Genomic DNA, 15,774 nt, shown 5'->3' with positions numbered 1-15,774 from the left:
CCAGCCTCAGCCGGGCAGGCCGAGCGAGGCCGCCGCCATATCCGCAAGGCTCCCCAGCCATGGCGTCAGGAAATAGCCCAACGGCGAAACGATCACGCCGCAGATCAGCAGCAGCGCCCAATGTGCCTTATCGGCCTCGCCGGTGATGGTGCCCGCGGGTTCGTCGAAGAACATGATCTTGACGATCTTGATGTAGTAGAACGCGCCGATCACGCTCGCCGCAATGCCGATGGCAGCGAGCGCCAACAGGTCAGCCTCGACAGCCGCCTGAAACACCACAAACTTGCCCCAGAAACCGAACAGCGGTGGAATACCGGCCAGACTGAACATCAGCGCCATCAGCGCCCAGGCCAGCGCCGGGCGTGTTGTGGCGAGGCCTGCCAAGTCGGAAATACCTTCCAGCTGGTTCCCCTCGGCATCGCGCATCAGGAGAACGGCGACAAAGCTGCCCACCGTCATCACCGTGTAGATGGCGAGGTAGACGAGCAGTGCGCTTGCCCCGCTGGCATTGGCTGCAGCGAGGCCGATCAGGATGAAGCCGACATTGTTGATTGAGGAATAGGCGAGCAGCCGCTTGATATTACTCTGCCCGATAGCGCCCAGCGCGCCGATCACAATGGAGAGCAGCGCCGCTGCAATCACCACCTGCCGCCACGCATCGACCTGCGACCCGAACGCTTCCATGCTCACCCGCGCGAGCAGCGCCACGGCAGCAACCTTGGGCGCGGAGGCGAAGAACATCGTCACCGGCGTGGGCGCGCCCGTATACACGTCCGGCGTCCACATATGGAACGGCGCGGCGCTGATCTTGAAGGCGAGGCCCGCCAACATGAAGATCAGACCGAAGAGCATTCCGGTGCTCAGCTCGCCCGACACCGCAGCTGTGATCCCGGCAAAGCTGGTCGTACCAGTGAAGCCATAGGTCAGGCTCATGCCGAACAGCAAAATACCCGAAGCCAGTGCGCCGAGGACGAAATATTTGAGCCCTGCTTCCGCCGAGCGGTCATCATCGCGCAGCATCGCCGCAAGCACATAGGCTGCGAGCGAATTGAGTTCGAGGCCCATATACAGCGTCAGCAAATCATTGGCCGAAACCATGATGCTCATGCCGAGTGCGGCGAAGAGGATCAGCACCGGAAATTCGGTCTTCATCGCGCCGATCTTCTCGAAGAAGCGCGGTGCGATCATCAGCGTGGCGCCCGATGCGGCGAAGATCATCAGCTTGGCGAAACCGGCAAAGGCGTCGGCGCGGAACAGCCCGCCAAACGCCTCGGTCTCCATGCCCGAAGCCCCGGCGCAGACGCTAGGCGCAACCAGCGCGAAGGCTCCGCCCAAAGCCACGGCGGCGGCGATACTGGCGAACCGGGCGAATTTGTCCCCACCATAGGCCGCGACCAGTGTCAGCAGCAGGCCGGTGATGCCGAGAACGAGTTCGGGCGCGATCAGCGCGAAGGAAGCGGCAAAGGCCATCAGTGTGCCCCCTCCCCGTGATGCTCCGGCTCGGCAGCAGGAACAGCCTGTCCGATCACCAGCTGCGCGTCACTCGCAGGCTCCGCCTCGGCCAGTCGCTCATCGAGCCACTGGATGTCCGCACGCATCGGCGCAAGGAAGCTCTCTGGGTACACACCCATCCACAGCACCGCCGCGGCAATCGGGGCGAGCAGCAGATACTCGCGCTTCGACAGGTCGGGCAACGCAGCCGCATCGTCATTAACCTGCGGGCCGAAACACACGCGGCGGTAGAGGTAAAGCATATAGGCAGCACCCAGAATGATGCCGGTGGTGCAGACGAAGGCGACCCAGCTATTGATCTGATAAATGCCCGCCAGCGCAAGGAATTCGCCGACGAAATTGCTCGTCCCCGGCAGGCCAACACTCGCCATCGTGAACAGCAGGAAAAGCATGGCATAAGCAGGCATATTGGTGCTGAGGCCGCCGTAACGTGAGATTTCACGGGTATGCAGCCGGTCGTAAATTACGCCCACGCAAAGAAACAGCGCTCCCGACACGAGGCCGTGACCGAGCATGATCATCATCGCGCCTTCCAGCCCCTGCACGTTGAAGGCGAACAGGCCGACCGTGACGATCCCCATATGCGCAACCGAGCTGTAGGCGATCAGCTTCTTCATATCGTGCTGCACCAGCGCGATCAGGCTGGTGGCAACCACCGCGACCATCGACAAGCCCCACACAAGCCACACAAATTGCGCAGAAGCATCGGGGAACATCGGCAGGCTGAAGCGGATGAAGCCGTAACCGCCCAGCTTCAGCAAAACGCCGGCAAGGATGACCGATCCAGCGGTGGGTGCCTGCACGTGCGCATCGGGCAACCAGGTGTGCACCGGCCACATCGGCATCTTCACCGCGAAACTGGCGAAAAAGGCGAGCCAGAGCCATGTCTGTGCCTCTGGAGCAAAGTCATACTCCATCAGGAACGGGACATGCGTCGTGCCCGCCGTGTTCACCATCCACAGCATCGCGATCAGCATCAGCACCGAGCCGAGCAGCGTGTAGAGGAAGAATTTGTAGCTCGCGTAAATACGGTTATCGCCGCCCCACACACCGATGATGAGATACATCGGGATAAGGCCGGCTTCGAAGAAGATGTAGAACAGGAAGATATCCTGCGCAGCGAACACGCCGATCATCAGCACTTCCATGAACAGGAAGGCGCCCATATATTCGCCCACGCGCTTGGTAATCGCGTTCCAGCTCGCGCCGATGCAGATCGGCATGAGGAAGACGCTGAGCATGATGAGCATCAGCGCAATTCCGTCGATCCCGAGCGCGTAGGCGAAGGTATCGAACAGATTGTGGTATTCGGTATACTGCCACTGCGCGCCGCCGATATCGTAGTTCAGCCACAGCAGCACGCCGAGCGCGAGGTTGACCAGAGTCGCCACCAGCGCCGTCCAGCGCGCAGTGTTCGCGCCGACAAACAGGCAGATGATAGCGCCGACCAGCGGCACGGCGAGCATCGCGGAAAGGATCGGGAAGCCACCCATCAGAACAGCACCCAGGTGATGGCGGCGACAAGGCCGATAAGCATGATCAGGGCGTAACTCGTCATTTGGCCGGACTGGAACCTCTTCGCATAGACACTGCCTTGCGACACCAGCCACGCAGCCCCGTCAGGGCCGAAGCGGTTGATAGTTCCCTCGTCCCCGCGCTTCCACAGCACACGGCCGAGCCAGAAGGCGGGCTTGACGAAGAGAAGGTTGTAGAGCTCGTCGAAATACCACTTGTTGTAGACAAAGTTGTAGATCGCACCGAGCTGCTGCGTGGTCTGGCGCGGGATATCGGTGTTGCGGATATAAGCGAGCCACGCGCCGAACAGGCCGAGCAGCATAACAAGCAGAGCGGTGTTCTTCACCCACCAGGGCACTTCGTGCATCGCGTGCATCAGTTCGGCATTGTAAGCGATCGAGCCGTTCCAGAAATCGGCACTGTCGAGGAAGTTTCCGGCAAAAACCTGACCGGCCGCAATGGCACCGATACTCAGCACGCCCAGGGGAATGAGCATGGACAGCGGGCTTTCGTGCGGATGATAACCGCCTGTCGTATCCTCGCCTGCCTCTTCCGGAGTCTTGTGCACGCTGTGCTGGATATGCTCGCTCTCGATCCAGCGCGGCTTGCCCCAGAAGGTGAGGAACATCAGCCGCCAGCTGTAGAAGCTGGTGAGAAGTGCCGCGAAGACACCGACCCAAAACGCGCCGGTTCCGTGGCCTCCGGCGGCGTAGGATACCTCAAGGATCGCATCCTTCGACCAGAAGCCCGCAAAGCCTGCGTGCAAGTCGTAAATACCCACCCCGGTAATCGCCAGCGTGCCCATCATCATCGCCCAGAAGGTCAGCGGGATGTGTTTCCGCAGGCCACCGTAATAGCGCATATCCTGTTCGTGATGCATCGCGTGGATCACGCTGCCCGCGCCCAAGAACAGCAGCGCCTTGAAGAAGGCGTGCGTGAACAGGTGGAACATCGCCGCGCCATAGGCGCCGACACCGGCGGCGAAGAACATGTAGCCGAGCTGCGAGCAGGTCGAATAGGCGATCACCCGCTTGATGTCCCACTGCGTTGTGCCGACGGTCGCCGCGAACAGACAGGTGGCAGCACCAATAATCGTCACGAAAGCCAGCGCTACCGGAGCCGCTTCAAACATCGGCGAAAGGCGGCACACCATGAACACGCCCGCCGTCACCATGGTCGCCGCGTGGATCAGTGCGGAGACCGGCGTCGGGCCTTCCATCGCGTCTGGCAGCCAAGTGTGCAGGCCCAGCTGCGCCGATTTGCCCATCGCGCCGATGAACAGCAGCAGGCACAGGATCGTCATCGTATCGAGCCGCATTCCCATAAAGCCGATACTGCTCGCCCCTTCCATTGCGGGCGCCGCTTCGAGGATGGCGGGGATGCTCGTCGTCTGGAACACGAGGAAGGTGCCGAAAATGCCCAGCATAAAGCCAAGGTCACCTACGCGGTTCACCACGAAGGCCTTGATCGCGGCGGCGTTGGCGGACGGCTTCTTGTACCAGAAGCCGATCAGCAGGTAGCTCGCAAGGCCCACGCCTTCCCAACCGAAGAACATCTGCACCAGATTGTCGGCGGTCACCAGCATCAGCATGGCGAAGGTGAAGAGCGACAGGTATGCAAAGAAGCGCGGCTGATCCGGGTCTTCCTCCATATAGCCCCAGCTATACAGGTGGACGAGCGCGGAAACGGTGGTGATGACCACCAGCATAACAGCCGTCAACGTATCGACGCGCAGCGCCCAGTCGAAGCTCATCGCCCCGCTTTCGACCCACTTCATCACTGGCACAACTGTGGCGGTCTCGCTGCCGGAGAGGAAGTCGATAAAGATCGGCCAGCTGAGGCCGCAGGCGAGGAACAACGCGCCGGTGGTGATGCTCTTGGCTGCGACATTGCCGATGGCGCGGTTGCCCAGCCCGGCAATGATCGCCGCCAGCAAGGGCGCGAAAACGATGATCAGGATGGAGTTCACGTCCCTGCTAACCCTTCATCTGATTGACATCGTCCACGGCAATCGTGCCGCGCGAACGGAAATAAATGACCAGAATCGCGAGCCCGATGGCGGCCTCGCCCGCCGCAACGGTCAATACGAACATGGCGAAGACCTGTCCGGCCAGATCGCCAAGGAAGGCGCTGAAGGCGACGAGGTTGATGTTCACCGCAAGCAGGATCAGCTCGATCGCCATCAGCACCACAATGATATTCTTGCGGTTCATGAAGATGCCCAGCACGCCGAGCACGAACAGGATCGAGCTGACGATGATGTAGTGTTCGATACCGATCACAGTTCGACCCCCTGCCCGACTTCGGGCTTCACATTGACGGTCGCATCCTGCGGGCGGCGCGCGTTTTGTTTGGCAATGTTCTGGTGTCCGCGCGTCGAGCGCTGGCCGCGATGCGTCAGCACAATCGCGCCGATCATCGCCACCAGCAGGATCACGCCCGCAACCTCGAACAGGAACAGGTATTTGGTGTAAATCAGCGCGCCGAGGCTTTCCGTGTTGCTCGCCCCGGCAATCGGAGCAGCATCACCCAGCGGCGTGCCCAATTCCAGCTTGCCCGCACGGTAAGCGCCGATGCCCAGCACCAGTTCGGCGAGCAGGATCACCGCTATCGCCACACCCAGCGGCGCGTTCTTCATGAACCCGGCGCGCAATTCGGCGAAGTCGATATTGAGCATCATCACGACGAACAGGAACAGCACCGCGACCGCGCCGACATAAACGACGATCAGCAGCATCGCGAGAAACTCCGCGCCGACCAGCACCATTAGCCCCGCCGCGTTGAAAAAGGCGAGGATGAGCCACAGCACCGAGTGCACCGGATTGCGCGCAAGGATGGTGAACGCGCCCGACGCGATCACCAATGCGGCAAACATATAGAAGGCAAAGACTGTCAATTGGGGTCCCCGTCGACTCTTGCGGCGCGCTTAACGATACGGCGCGTCGGCTTCAAGGTTTGCGGCAATCGCCCGCTCCCACTTGTCCCCGTTCGCCAGCAATTTGGCTTTGTCATAGAGCAGCTCCTCGCGCGTTTCGGTCGCGTATTCGAAGTTCGGCCCTTCCACGATGGCATCCACCGGACACGCTTCCTGGCAGAAGCCGCAATAGATGCATTTGGTCATGTCGATATCGTAGCGCGTCGTGCGGCGGCTGCCGTCATCGCGCGGTTCAGATTCGATGGTGATGGCCTGCGCCGGGCACACCGCCTCGCACAGCTTGCAGGCAATGCACCGCTCTTCCCCATTGGGATAGCGCCGCAAAGCGTGCTCCCCGCGAAAACGCGGCGAAAGCGGGTTCTTCTCGAACGGATAGTTGAGCGTCACCTTCGGCTTGAAGAAATATTTCAAGGTCAGCGCGTGCGCCTTGAGGAACTCCCACAGGGTGAAGGATTTGATGAGTTGAGCGGCGGTCATTTGTCTGTCCTATCGGTCGACACAAAGGTGCAAAGGCCGATGCCAAATATGGCCGAACCGTCGCTGGACACCACGGTCGTCCAAGCAGCTATAAATTCGTCACTTCCATTGTACGGCTCAGTCGAAAGCATGATCTGCGAAAGCAATCCTCGGTCGCTTTCAAAATCAAATAGGATGTCACCGCCCTCTCTCGATCCAAGCCATGTGGAAGCATCGACGTTGTTGGATATCCTTCGGATGCCGATCAAATCGCGAGGGTCAGAAACGACCACGTCAGAAATGTCATTCGCATCTTCTTGGTAGGCAATCCGAACTTGTGCTCGGTTCACCATTTCATCGTTTTGGTCGAGTTGCGCGAAGTTACAATTCAGCGTCTGGTTTGCATACCTTTCCGCATACTCAATCGCAGGCTCGCCTTGGAAAAAGAGCGCCGGTGAGAGCAAAGTTAACAGCACACTCATCACCCATACCTCGTAAACATCAGCCACCCGCTTGTCAGCACAACGAACAACAGGCTCATTGGCAGGAACACTTTCCAGCCAAGGCGCATCAGCTGGTCATAGCGGTAACGCGGCACCGTCGCCCAGATCCAGCTGAAGATGAAGAAGAAGAACACCGTCTTCAGCAGGAACCAGATGAAGCCCGGCACCATGTAAAGCGGCTCCCACTCGATGGGGGGCAGCCACCCGCCGAAGAACAGCAGCGTGTTGAGGCTGCACATCAGCAGGATGTTGGCATACTCGCCCAGCCAGAACAGCGCGAAGGCCATGGAGGAGTATTCGGTCTGATACCCCGCCACCAGCTCGCTCTCCGCTTCGGTCAGGTCGAACGGAGCGCGCTGCGTCTCTGCAAGGCTGGAGATGAAGAACAGCACCCACATCGGGAACAGCAGCAGGTTGAAGTAATAGCCGTTGATGAAGCCAAACCCGTGGCCCTTCTGCGCGTTCACGATCTCGCTGAGGTTGAAGCTGCCCGCAAACAGCACCACGCACACGAGGATGAACCCGATCGAGACTTCATATGAAATCATCTGCGCAGCGGCACGCATAGCGGAGAAGAACGGGTATTTGGAGTTACTCGCCCAGCCCGCCATCGTGATGCCGTAAACCCCCAGCGAACTGATCGCGAGCACATAGAGCAGGCCGACATTGATGTCCGCCAGCACCACGCCATCCGCAAACGGAATCACCGCCCAGGCGAGCAGCGCCACGGTAAAGGTGATGATCGGCGCGAGGAGGAAAATGCCCTTGTTTGCCGCGCTGGGGATGATGGTTTCCTGAAGGAAGACCTTCAGCCCGTCGGCAAAGCTCTGGAGGATGCCGAACGGACCGACGACGTTTGGCCCCCGCCGCATCATGACAGCGCCGAGCACCTTGCGATCCATGTAAATGACCAGCGCCACCGCGAGCATCACGGGGAAGGCGATCAGCAGGATGCCGGAAACCATACCGACAAACAGCGCCCACTCGTAGGACAGGCCGAGGTTTTGGAAGAATTCGGTCATTCCGCCTCTCCCTTCTCATCACCGCTTTCGGTCCTAGCCAATTCTTGAGCCTCAAAGTGCCGAAGAATTGCAATAACTCCAAAAGCAACAATCAAAACGACAGCGATTAGCTGCAAGAAGACGATCTGGTCGAAGCTCATTCCGCCGCCTCCTTCAGCGCGTCGCCGTGCAGCAGTTCTGCCGAACATTGCTGCATCACCGTGCTGGCGCGGGCGATGGGGTTGGTTAGGTAGAAGTCCTTGATCGGATAGGCGGCAATCTCGCCTGCCGCCTTCACGCCCTTTGGCGCGGCCGGGAGCGCGCCGTAATCGGCGATCATGCCTTCATCGCCCAGCGCAGGCACTTCGGCCACCATGGCGGCACGAAGTTCGCCAAAGCTGTCGAACCCGACATTCACGCCCAGCGCATCGGCCAGCGCGCGCAGGATCGTCCAATCCTCGCGCGCATCGCCGGGCGCGAAGATCGCCTTGTCGGCCATCTGCACGCGGCCCTCGGTGCTGACATAGGTTCCGGCTTTCTCGGTGTAGGCGCTGGCAGGCAGGACGATATCCGCCGCGTGCGCGCCCTTGTCGCCGTGGTGGCCGCTATAGACCTTGAGACTGTCGCCGAACGCGCTCCAGTCGACCTCGTCCGCACCCAGCGCCAGCACGACCTTGGGCTTGGCCGCGACGATATCGGCGATGCCGCCCTTCTGCGCGAAACCGAGCATCAGCGCGCCCATGCGCGCCGCCGCGGTGTGGAGCGCGTTGAACTCGGCCTTCAGCTTGCCTGCCACGCCCAAAGCCGCCTCATGCGCACCCGCAGCAAAGCCCGCCGCGCCGAGGATGACCGCGGATTTCTCCGCCGCCTTGAACGCATCGGTGACGCTGGCGGGCAGCTTGTTCAGCACCGACAGGTCGGTGCCAAGAAACTCCGCCTTGTACGTCGTGTCCCATTCCGGCCCGACCACGAACACCTTCGCCCCGCGCTTCACCGCTTTGCGCAGGCGGACATTCACCAGCGGCGCTTCCCAGCGCACATGGCTGCCGATGATAAGGATGGCCTGCGCCTCCTCGATCCCGGCAAAAGTGCTGTTGAAATTGACCGCCGCGAGGTTGGACACGTCATAATCCATGCCCGTCTGGCGGCTCTCCATCAGCGAAGAACCGCTCGCCTTTAGCAGCGCCTTGGCGGCGAACATCGTTTCGCAATCGACCATATCGCCCGCGATCGCGGCGATGCTGGCGCCCGGCCCGGAAGACTTATGGGCCTTGGCGATCGCCTTGAACGCCTCGTCCCAGCTTGCCTCGGCCAGCTTGCCGCTCCGGCGGATGAAAACCCGGTCGAGCCGACGCCGCGTCAGCCCGTCGACCTGATAGCGTGCCTTGTCCGAAATCCACTCCTCGTTCACATCGTCATTGATGCGCGGGAGCACGCGGAGCACTTCGCGGCCACGGCTGTCGATCCGGATATTGGCGCCAACCGCGTCCGACACATCGATGCCGAGCGTCTTCTTCAGCTCCCAAGGGCGGCTTTCATAGGCATAGGGGCCGCTTGTCAAAGCGCCGACCGGGCACAGATCGATCACGTTCGCCGACAGCTCGTGCTTGGCCGCCTGCTCCAGATAGGTCGTGATCTGCATATCCTCGCCGCGATACAGCGCGCCGATTTCGTCCACGCCCGCAATCTCTTCGGAGAAGCGCACGCAGCGGGTGCAGTGGATGCAGCGGGTCATGATCGTCTTGATCAGCGGGCCCATATTTTTGGACGTGACCGCCCGCTTGTTTTCGTGATAGCGCGTACCGCCCCTGCCATAGGCCATGGCCTGATCCTGCAAATCACACTCGCCGCCCTGGTCGCAAATCGGGCAATCAAGCGGGTGGTTGATGAGGAGAAACTCCATCACCCCTTCGCGCGCGGTCTTGACCATCGGCGTATCGGTGCGAATTTCCTGCCCTTCGGTGGCAGGCAGCGCACACGAAGCCTGCGGCTTGGGCGGCCCCGGCTTCACTTCGACCAGACACATCCGGCAATTGCCCGCGATGCTCAGGCGCTCGTGGTAGCAGAAACGCGGGATTTCCTTTCCCGCAAGCTCGCACGCCTGCAGCACGGTGGCACCATCGGGCACCACCACTTCCTGACCGTCTACGGTGACTTTAGGCATCGGTCTCACTTTCTACCGGCGCGTCATCCTGCGCCGCGAGAATTCGGTAACTGGCGGTGGCGAGCATCGCGCGCATGGCAATCGCGCTCGCTTCGATGGCTTCGCCATTCTGGGTGCAGATGGCCTGCACCGGTGCAAGCTGCGCGAACGCGCCGACTTCCGCATCTGAGGCGACCTCGGTGGCGAACAGGTCAGCCACCAGATTGGGCGCGCCTGTCACCATGCAATTGGCCACCTGATCGGTGTAGGAATAGGTCTCCGGCTGATTACCGATCACGGCCATCGACAGACGGATAAGCAGTGAAGGCTCCTCCACTGTTTCCATCGCCTGTTCGGCAAGGCCGCCCGCAAAGGGAAGCCCGCCCAGCTCGATTCGCCGATAGGCGCGCGGCATGGCGCGGAAGCACCGTTCGCTGATCCGGCGGTCACCCATGTCCTGCATAAGCCGCCGGTATTCATCCGTACGGTAATCCATCGTCAGCAGGCGGCGCACGTCTTCCGGAAACTCGTCCGCCATGCAGGCCGTCCAAGCCTCGACCGCGAGACGCTGCATCCGCTCGTTTCGCTCCTGCTGCGCAGCGGCGGGGGTTGCCATAGCGAAGCTGGAGACGGCAAATGCTGTGATGGCGAGTAGCTTCCTCACTCCGCCGCCTCCTGCAATGCCGGGTTTTGGCCACCCTCACGCTCGGCGATGCGGCGTTCGAGTTCGGGGCGGAAGTGTTTGAGCAGGCCCTGGATCGGCCAAGCGGCGGCGTCGCCCAGCGCGCAGATCGTGTGGCCTTCCACCTGCTTGGTGACCTGGTACAGCATATCGATCTCTTCGACCGAGCTTTCGCCCACCCGCAGCCGCTCCATCACGCGCCACATCCAGCCTGTGCCCTCGCGGCAGGGGGTGCACTGGCCGCAGCTTTCGTGCTTGTAGAAATAGCTGAGGCGGCTGATCGCGCGAACGATATCGGTGGACTTGTCCATCACGATGACGCCCGCCGTGCCGAGGCCCGAGCCGAGTTCTTTCAGCCCGTCGAAATCCATATGCGCGTGGCGGATTTGCTCGCCCGGCACCAGCGGCACCGAGGAACCGCCGGGGATCACCGCGAGCAAATTGTCCCACCCGCCGCGAATGCCGCCGCAATGCTTCTCGATCAGCTCCTCGAAGGTGATGCTCATCGCCTCTTCGACGACGCAGGGCGTGTTCACGTGGCCGCTGATCTGGAACAGCTTGGTGCCCTTGTTGCCCTCGCGCCCGAAGCTGGCGAACCAGCTTGCGCCGCGCCGCAGGATCGTGGGGACGACGGCGATGCTTTCGACATTGTTGACCGTGGTCGGGCAGCCATAGAGGCCCGCGCCCGCCGGGAACGGCGGCTTGAGGCGCGGTTGGCCCTTCTTGCCTTCAAGGCTCTCAATCATCGCGGTTTCTTCGCCGCAGATGTAGGCGCCCGCGCCGCGGTGCATGAACACGTCGAAATCGTAGCCCGAACCGCTCGCATTCTTGCCAATCAGGCCCGCGTCATAGGCCTCGTCAATCGCGCGCTGCAACGCTTCGGCCTCGCGGATATATTCGCCGCGAATGTAGATATAGGCCGCCCGCGCCCGCATCGCGTATCCGGCGATCAGAGCACCTTCGACCAGCTTGTGCGGATCATGGCGGATAATCTCGCGATCCTTGCACGATCCCGGTTCGGATTCGTCGGCATTGATGACGAGGAAGCTGGGGCGGCCGTCTTTGCTTTCCTTGGGCATGAAGCTCCACTTCATACCCGTCGGGAAGCCAGCCCCGCCGCGCCCGCGCAGGCCCGATGCCTTCACCTCGTCGATAATGGCGTCCTGACCGACTGCCATCAGCTTCTTGGTGTTGTCCCAATCGCCACGCGCCTGCGCCGCTTTCAGCCCGGGCGACTGGAAGCCGTAGACATTGGTGAAGATGCGGTCCTTATCAGCCAGCATTACGCCATGCCTCCAAACACGAAATAGGCCGCCGCCGCTAGCAGCAGGACGAGCACGGCGGTCTTGACGATGCCCTTCAGGACTTTCCACGCGATGGCGACGAGCACCAGCGCGACGATAACGGGGACAACCTGATCCATCACCACGCGCTCCGGTAATCGTGATTGGCGTCGACCATTTCCTTGAGCGTCGTCGGCCCGCCCGCTGGCTCGGACGTATGCCGCCCCGGCTCCTGCGTGCCTTCCTTGGGCTGCTCGCCCGTGGCCAGCGCATCGAGCACGGCGTTCAGGCGCTCAGGCGTCAGGTCTTCGTAATTGCCGTCGTTGATCTGCACCATCGGCGCAGTGGCGCAATTGCCCATGCATTCGACCTCGGTCAGCGTCCAGAGGCCATCCGCCGAGACTTCGCCGAACCGCATACCGCGCGCCTTGCAGGCTTCGATAATGGCATCCGAACCGCGCAGCATACACGGCGTGGTGCCGCACACCTGCACGTGGAATTTGCCCACCGGAACAAGGTTATACATCATGTAGAAGGTCGCGACTTCGAGCACGCGGATGACCGGCATATCGAGATAGTCGGCGACATATTCGATCACCGGCAGCGGCAACCAGCCCTGCGTGTCGGTTTCTTCCCCCACCTGACGCTGCGCCAGATCGAGCAGCGGCATGACCGCAGACTTCTGGCGGCCTTCGGGATACTTCTTGATATGCCAATCAGCTTTTTCACGGTTGGCATCCGTGAAAGTCCAGCCACCCCAGCGCGCACGCAATTCGGGGGTATCGGGAGCGATATGTCTACCGGCCATGTGCCAGTCTCCGTCGTTCGAAATAGCGACCCACATAGAGGCCGATCACCGCAGCGAAGGCGGTGGAGAGGATGTCCTTGAGCGGCGCTTCGCCATGGAATGCCACAAGATACGCAGCAACAGCCGAGGCGAAGGCGGCGAAGGCGGCGACAAGGATAAGGAGTTCGCGGAGGATCATGCGGTTTGGCCCTGCGCCGACTTGCTTTTAAAGAACCACCACCACAAGACTATCATTCCTACCGCCCAACCCGCGATTAAACTAACCGGCACATCATTCAGTCCAAGAAAACCCGTACCGAGAGTATACGCGAAAGCCGCAATGCGGGCCTCACGGCCACTAACGAAAAATCTCGAAACGAAAAGCGCGATCGCGCCATTCAGCGGAGTAACGAGGATTGCGATAAAGAACTGAAAGAAGGACCACTCAATCACCGGTCACACTCCCCGAACACCACGTCGATTGCGCCCAGAATGGCGGTCGCGTCGGGCAGCATATGGCCCTTGGACATGAAGTCCATCGCCTGCAGGTGGCTGAACGCGGTCGGGCGGATCTTGCAGCGGTAGGGCTTGTTGGTGCCGTCGGCCACCAGATACACGCCGAATTCGCCCTTGGGGCTTTCGGTCGCCACATAGACTTCGCCCGCCGGAACGTGGAAGCCTTCGGTGTAGAGCTTGAAGTGATGGATCAGCGCTTCCATCGACTGCTTCATCTCGGCGCGCTTGGGCGGGGAGACCTTCTTGTTGTCGCTCGCAATCGGGCCTTCGGGCATTTCAGCGAGACACTGCTTGATGATGCGCGCGGACTGATAAACTTCCTCGCAGCGGACCATGAAGCGGTCATAGCAATCCGAATTGGTGCCGACCGGGATTTCAAAATCCATCCGGTCATACACGTCATAGGGCTGCGACTTGCGCAAATCCCACGGGATGCCCGCCGCACGGATCATTGGGCCGGAGAAGCCCCAGGCCATCGCGTCTTCCTTGCTGACAACGGCGATATCGACATTGCGCTGCTTGAAGATGCGGTTGTCCTGTACCAGGCTCATCGCGTCACCGAACAGTTCGGGCAGCCGCGTATCGACCCAGTCGCCGATATCGGTGAGCAGTTTCAGCGGCACATCCTGATGTACGCCGCCGGGGCGGAACCACGCGCTGTGCATCCGCGCGCCAGAAGCCCGCTCGAAGAAGTTGAGGCAATCCTCGCGCAGCTCGAACACCCAGAGGTTGGGCGTCATCGCGCCCACATCCATCACATGCGCGCCGATATTGAGCATGTGGTTGCAGATTCGCGTCAGCTCGGCGAACAGCACGCGCAGATACTGCGCCCGCTCCGGCACTTCGACATTCAGCAGCTTCTCGATGGCGAGGACATAGCTGTATTCCTGCGCCAGCGGGGAGCAGTAATCGAGCCGATCGAAATAGGGCAGCGCCTGCAAATAGGTCTTGTATTCGATCAGCTTTTCGGTGCCGCGGTGGAGCAGACCAACGTGCGGGTCGATCCGCTCGATAATCTCGCCATCAAGCTCCATCACCATGCGCAACACGCCGTGCGCGGCAGGGTGCTGCGGGCCGAAATTGATCGTGTAGTTGGAGATTTCCTCGCCGTCGGTTGTTGGCGCGCTATCCTGGACGAGGCCGCTCACTTGCCCTCCTCCTTCTTGTCCATGGCGGGCGGATTGGCCTTGCTGCCTTCCGCCGCCTTTGCATCAGCCGCCTTGCCTGCGCCGGTATCGGCGGGCTTTTCGGTGACCTTGGGCTTGTCGACCGGCGGCACATCCGCCTTTTCATCGCCCGGCAGCACGTAATCCGCGCCTTCCCACGGGCTGGTAAAGTCGAAGCTGCGGAAATCCTGCGCCAGTTTCACCGGTTCATACACCACGCGTTTTTCCTCCTCGGAATAGCGCAGTTCGGTGTAGCCCGTTAGCGGGAAGTCCTTGCGGAAGGGATGTCCTTCAAAGCCGTAATCGGTGAGAATGCGGCGCAGATCGGTGTTACCGTCAAAGGTGACGCCATACATATCGAACACTTCGCGCTCCAGCCAACCGGCAACCGGCCACAAAGTGGTGACGGTGGGGACAGGCGTATCCTCATCCGTGCTGACCTTCACCAAGACGCGGTGGTTCTTGGTGAGACTGAGCAGCATATAGACGACTTCGAACCGCTCTGCGCGGTCAGGGTAGTCAACCCCCGCAATCTCCACGAGCTGCTGGTAAGCGTGATCGTCCCGCAGGCTGCGCAGGACATCCTCGATGCTCTCGCGCTTCACCGTGAGAATGATCTCGCCATGCTCTTCGGACGAGCTGATAACGTGCGCACCCAGCGCTGACGTCAAAGCGTCAAGCACACCTTCGTTGGACGCGAATTTGGGGGCGGAGTTGAGGACGCTCATCGCTCAATCGTCCCCACACGGCGGATCTTCCGCTGCAACTGCATCACGCCATACAGCAGCGCCTCCGCAGTCGGCGGGCAGCCCGGGATGTAGATATCGACCGGCACGATGCGGTCACAGCCACGGACGACCGAATAGCTATAGTGGTAATAGCCGCCGCCATTGGCGCAGCTGCCCATCGAAATCACGTATTTCGGATCGGACATCTGATCGTACACACGGCGCAGCGCGGGGGCCATTTTGTTGCACAGCGTACCCGCCACGATCATCACATCCGACTGGCGCGGGCTGGCGCGCGGGGCGATGCCGAAGCGTTCCATATCGTAGCGCGGCATATTGACGTGGATCATCTCCACCGCGCAGCAAGCGAGGCCGAAGGTCATCCACCAAAGCGAGCCGGTGCGCGCCCACTGGAACAGCTCCTCGGTCGAAGTCACAAGGAAGCCCTTGTCGTTCACTTCGGTCTGGAGCGCGTTGAAAAAGTCCGCATCGGGCTGCTTCACCTCGCCGCCTTGGGCGGCAGCGGGCACGGCGTTCGGCGGCATAA

19 protein-coding genes are annotated in these 15,774 nt (G+C 61.1%); all 19 read right to left on the bottom strand.

Annotated elements, in window-relative coordinates:
- Nucleotides 1–6: 6 nt before the first annotated feature.
- From nuoN to GC121_RS12220, 19 genes are read right to left on the bottom strand one after another with little or no spacing between them, the layout of a single operon-like run.
- Entirely contained in the window at nt 7–1,470 is a 1,464-nt protein-coding gene (nuoN, locus tag GC121_RS12300) for an NADH-quinone oxidoreductase subunit NuoN (RefSeq protein ID WP_151974758.1), read from the bottom strand.
- Nucleotides 1,470–3,005, bottom strand: a complete 1,536-nt coding sequence (locus tag GC121_RS12295; protein ID WP_151974756.1) for an NADH-quinone oxidoreductase subunit M — start codon at nt 3,003–3,005, stop codon at nt 1,470–1,472. Before GC121_RS12295 ends, nuoN begins: the two co-directional genes overlap by 1 nt.
- Nucleotides 3,005–4,996 (bottom strand): NADH-quinone oxidoreductase subunit L, encoded by a 1,992-nt coding sequence (gene nuoL / locus GC121_RS12290; protein WP_151974754.1) that lies wholly within the window; start codon nt 4,994–4,996, stop codon nt 3,005–3,007. Before nuoL ends, GC121_RS12295 begins: the two co-directional genes overlap by 1 nt.
- A gap of 7 nt (nt 4,997–5,003) precedes the next feature.
- Complete coding sequence (nuoK, locus tag GC121_RS12285) at nt 5,004–5,309, bottom strand: NADH-quinone oxidoreductase subunit NuoK (protein ID WP_151974752.1); 306 nt, start codon at nt 5,307–5,309, stop codon at nt 5,004–5,006.
- A complete protein-coding gene (locus GC121_RS12280) occupies nt 5,306–5,923 on the bottom strand; it encodes an NADH-quinone oxidoreductase subunit J (RefSeq protein WP_255478893.1) in 618 nt (205 codons plus the stop codon). The genes nuoK and GC121_RS12280 overlap by 4 nt, the downstream gene beginning before the upstream one ends.
- 30 nt (nt 5,924–5,953) lie before the next feature.
- The gene (gene nuoI / locus GC121_RS12275) at nt 5,954–6,439 is read right to left on the bottom strand and encodes an NADH-quinone oxidoreductase subunit NuoI (protein ID WP_151974750.1); all 486 of its coding nucleotides are present in this window, start codon (nt 6,437–6,439) and stop codon (nt 5,954–5,956) included.
- Complete coding sequence (locus GC121_RS12270; protein ID WP_151974748.1) at nt 6,436–6,927, bottom strand: hypothetical protein; 492 nt, start codon at nt 6,925–6,927, stop codon at nt 6,436–6,438. Before GC121_RS12270 ends, nuoI begins: the two co-directional genes overlap by 4 nt.
- On the bottom strand, nt 6,900–7,943 hold the full coding sequence (nuoH, locus tag GC121_RS12265; RefSeq protein ID WP_151974746.1) for an NADH-quinone oxidoreductase subunit NuoH: 1,044 nt from the start codon (nt 7,941–7,943) through the stop codon (nt 6,900–6,902). Before nuoH ends, GC121_RS12270 begins: the two co-directional genes overlap by 28 nt.
- On the bottom strand, nt 7,940–8,083 hold the full coding sequence (locus GC121_RS15365; protein WP_199857850.1) for a hypothetical protein: 144 nt from the start codon (nt 8,081–8,083) through the stop codon (nt 7,940–7,942). The genes nuoH and GC121_RS15365 overlap by 4 nt, the downstream gene beginning before the upstream one ends.
- Nucleotides 8,080–10,086: an NADH-quinone oxidoreductase subunit NuoG gene (nuoG, locus tag GC121_RS12260; protein WP_151974744.1), complete on the bottom strand. Its 2,007-nt coding sequence runs from the start codon at nt 10,084–10,086 to the stop codon at nt 8,080–8,082. The genes GC121_RS15365 and nuoG overlap by 4 nt, the downstream gene beginning before the upstream one ends.
- A complete protein-coding gene (locus tag GC121_RS12255) occupies nt 10,079–10,729 on the bottom strand; it encodes a hypothetical protein (RefSeq protein ID WP_151974742.1) in 651 nt (216 codons plus the stop codon). Before GC121_RS12255 ends, nuoG begins: the two co-directional genes overlap by 8 nt.
- A complete protein-coding gene (gene nuoF / locus GC121_RS12250) occupies nt 10,726–12,030 on the bottom strand; it encodes an NADH-quinone oxidoreductase subunit NuoF (RefSeq protein ID WP_151974740.1) in 1,305 nt (434 codons plus the stop codon). Before nuoF ends, GC121_RS12255 begins: the two co-directional genes overlap by 4 nt.
- Entirely contained in the window at nt 12,030–12,170 is a 141-nt protein-coding gene (locus GC121_RS15360; protein WP_199857945.1) for a hypothetical protein, read from the bottom strand. Before GC121_RS15360 ends, nuoF begins: the two co-directional genes overlap by 1 nt.
- The gene (nuoE, locus tag GC121_RS12245) at nt 12,170–12,838 is read right to left on the bottom strand and encodes an NADH-quinone oxidoreductase subunit NuoE (protein ID WP_151974738.1); all 669 of its coding nucleotides are present in this window, start codon (nt 12,836–12,838) and stop codon (nt 12,170–12,172) included. The genes GC121_RS15360 and nuoE overlap by 1 nt, the downstream gene beginning before the upstream one ends.
- Nucleotides 12,828–13,016, bottom strand: a complete 189-nt coding sequence (locus GC121_RS12240; RefSeq protein ID WP_151974736.1) for a hypothetical protein — start codon at nt 13,014–13,016, stop codon at nt 12,828–12,830. Before GC121_RS12240 ends, nuoE begins: the two co-directional genes overlap by 11 nt.
- Nucleotides 13,013–13,270 (bottom strand): hypothetical protein, encoded by a 258-nt coding sequence (locus tag GC121_RS12235; RefSeq protein WP_151974734.1) that lies wholly within the window; start codon nt 13,268–13,270, stop codon nt 13,013–13,015. The genes GC121_RS12240 and GC121_RS12235 overlap by 4 nt, the downstream gene beginning before the upstream one ends.
- Nucleotides 13,267–14,481, bottom strand: a complete 1,215-nt coding sequence (locus GC121_RS12230; protein WP_151974732.1) for an NADH-quinone oxidoreductase subunit D — start codon at nt 14,479–14,481, stop codon at nt 13,267–13,269. The genes GC121_RS12235 and GC121_RS12230 overlap by 4 nt, the downstream gene beginning before the upstream one ends.
- Nucleotides 14,478–15,227 (bottom strand): NADH-quinone oxidoreductase subunit C, encoded by a 750-nt coding sequence (locus GC121_RS12225; protein WP_151974730.1) that lies wholly within the window; start codon nt 15,225–15,227, stop codon nt 14,478–14,480. Before GC121_RS12225 ends, GC121_RS12230 begins: the two co-directional genes overlap by 4 nt.
- A complete protein-coding gene (locus tag GC121_RS12220; protein ID WP_151975730.1) occupies nt 15,224–15,772 on the bottom strand; it encodes an NADH-quinone oxidoreductase subunit B family protein in 549 nt (182 codons plus the stop codon). Before GC121_RS12220 ends, GC121_RS12225 begins: the two co-directional genes overlap by 4 nt.
- Nucleotides 15,773–15,774 lie beyond the last annotated feature (2 nt).

Source organism: Erythrobacter sp. EC-HK427 (assembly GCF_902498745.1).
Classification (GTDB): domain Bacteria; phylum Pseudomonadota; class Alphaproteobacteria; order Sphingomonadales; family Sphingomonadaceae; genus Alteraurantiacibacter.
This window is presented reverse-complemented; position numbering and strand designations above follow the sequence as displayed.

Coding starts and splice junctions, on each gene's coding strand:
- nuoN (WP_151974758.1), bottom strand. CDS start 1,470: ATGGCCTTTGCCGCTTCCTTCGCGCTGATCGCGCCCGAACTCGTTCTC.
- GC121_RS12295 (WP_151974756.1), bottom strand. CDS start 3,005: ATGGGTGGCTTCCCGATCCTTTCCGCGATGCTCGCCGTGCCGCTGGTC.
- nuoI (WP_151974750.1), bottom strand. CDS start 6,439: ATGACCGCCGCTCAACTCATCAAATCCTTCACCCTGTGGGAGTTCCTC.
- nuoH (WP_151974746.1), bottom strand. CDS start 7,943: ATGACCGAATTCTTCCAAAACCTCGGCCTGTCCTACGAGTGGGCGCTG.
- GC121_RS15365 (WP_199857850.1), bottom strand. CDS start 8,083: ATGAGCTTCGACCAGATCGTCTTCTTGCAGCTAATCGCTGTCGTTTTG.
- nuoG (WP_151974744.1), bottom strand. CDS start 10,086: ATGCCTAAAGTCACCGTAGACGGTCAGGAAGTGGTGGTGCCCGATGGT.
- nuoF (WP_151974740.1), bottom strand. CDS start 12,030: ATGCTGGCTGATAAGGACCGCATCTTCACCAATGTCTACGGCTTCCAG.
- GC121_RS15360 (WP_199857945.1), bottom strand. CDS start 12,170: ATGGATCAGGTTGTCCCCGTTATCGTCGCGCTGGTGCTCGTCGCCATC.
- nuoE (WP_151974738.1), bottom strand. CDS start 12,838: ATGGCCGGTAGACATATCGCTCCCGATACCCCCGAATTGCGTGCGCGC.
- GC121_RS12240 (WP_151974736.1), bottom strand. CDS start 13,016: ATGATCCTCCGCGAACTCCTTATCCTTGTCGCCGCCTTCGCCGCCTTC.
- GC121_RS12225 (WP_151974730.1), bottom strand. CDS start 15,227: ATGAGCGTCCTCAACTCCGCCCCCAAATTCGCGTCCAACGAAGGTGTG.
- GC121_RS12220 (WP_151975730.1), bottom strand. CDS start 15,772: ATGCCGCCGAACGCCGTGCCCGCTGCCGCCCAAGGCGGCGAGGTGAAG.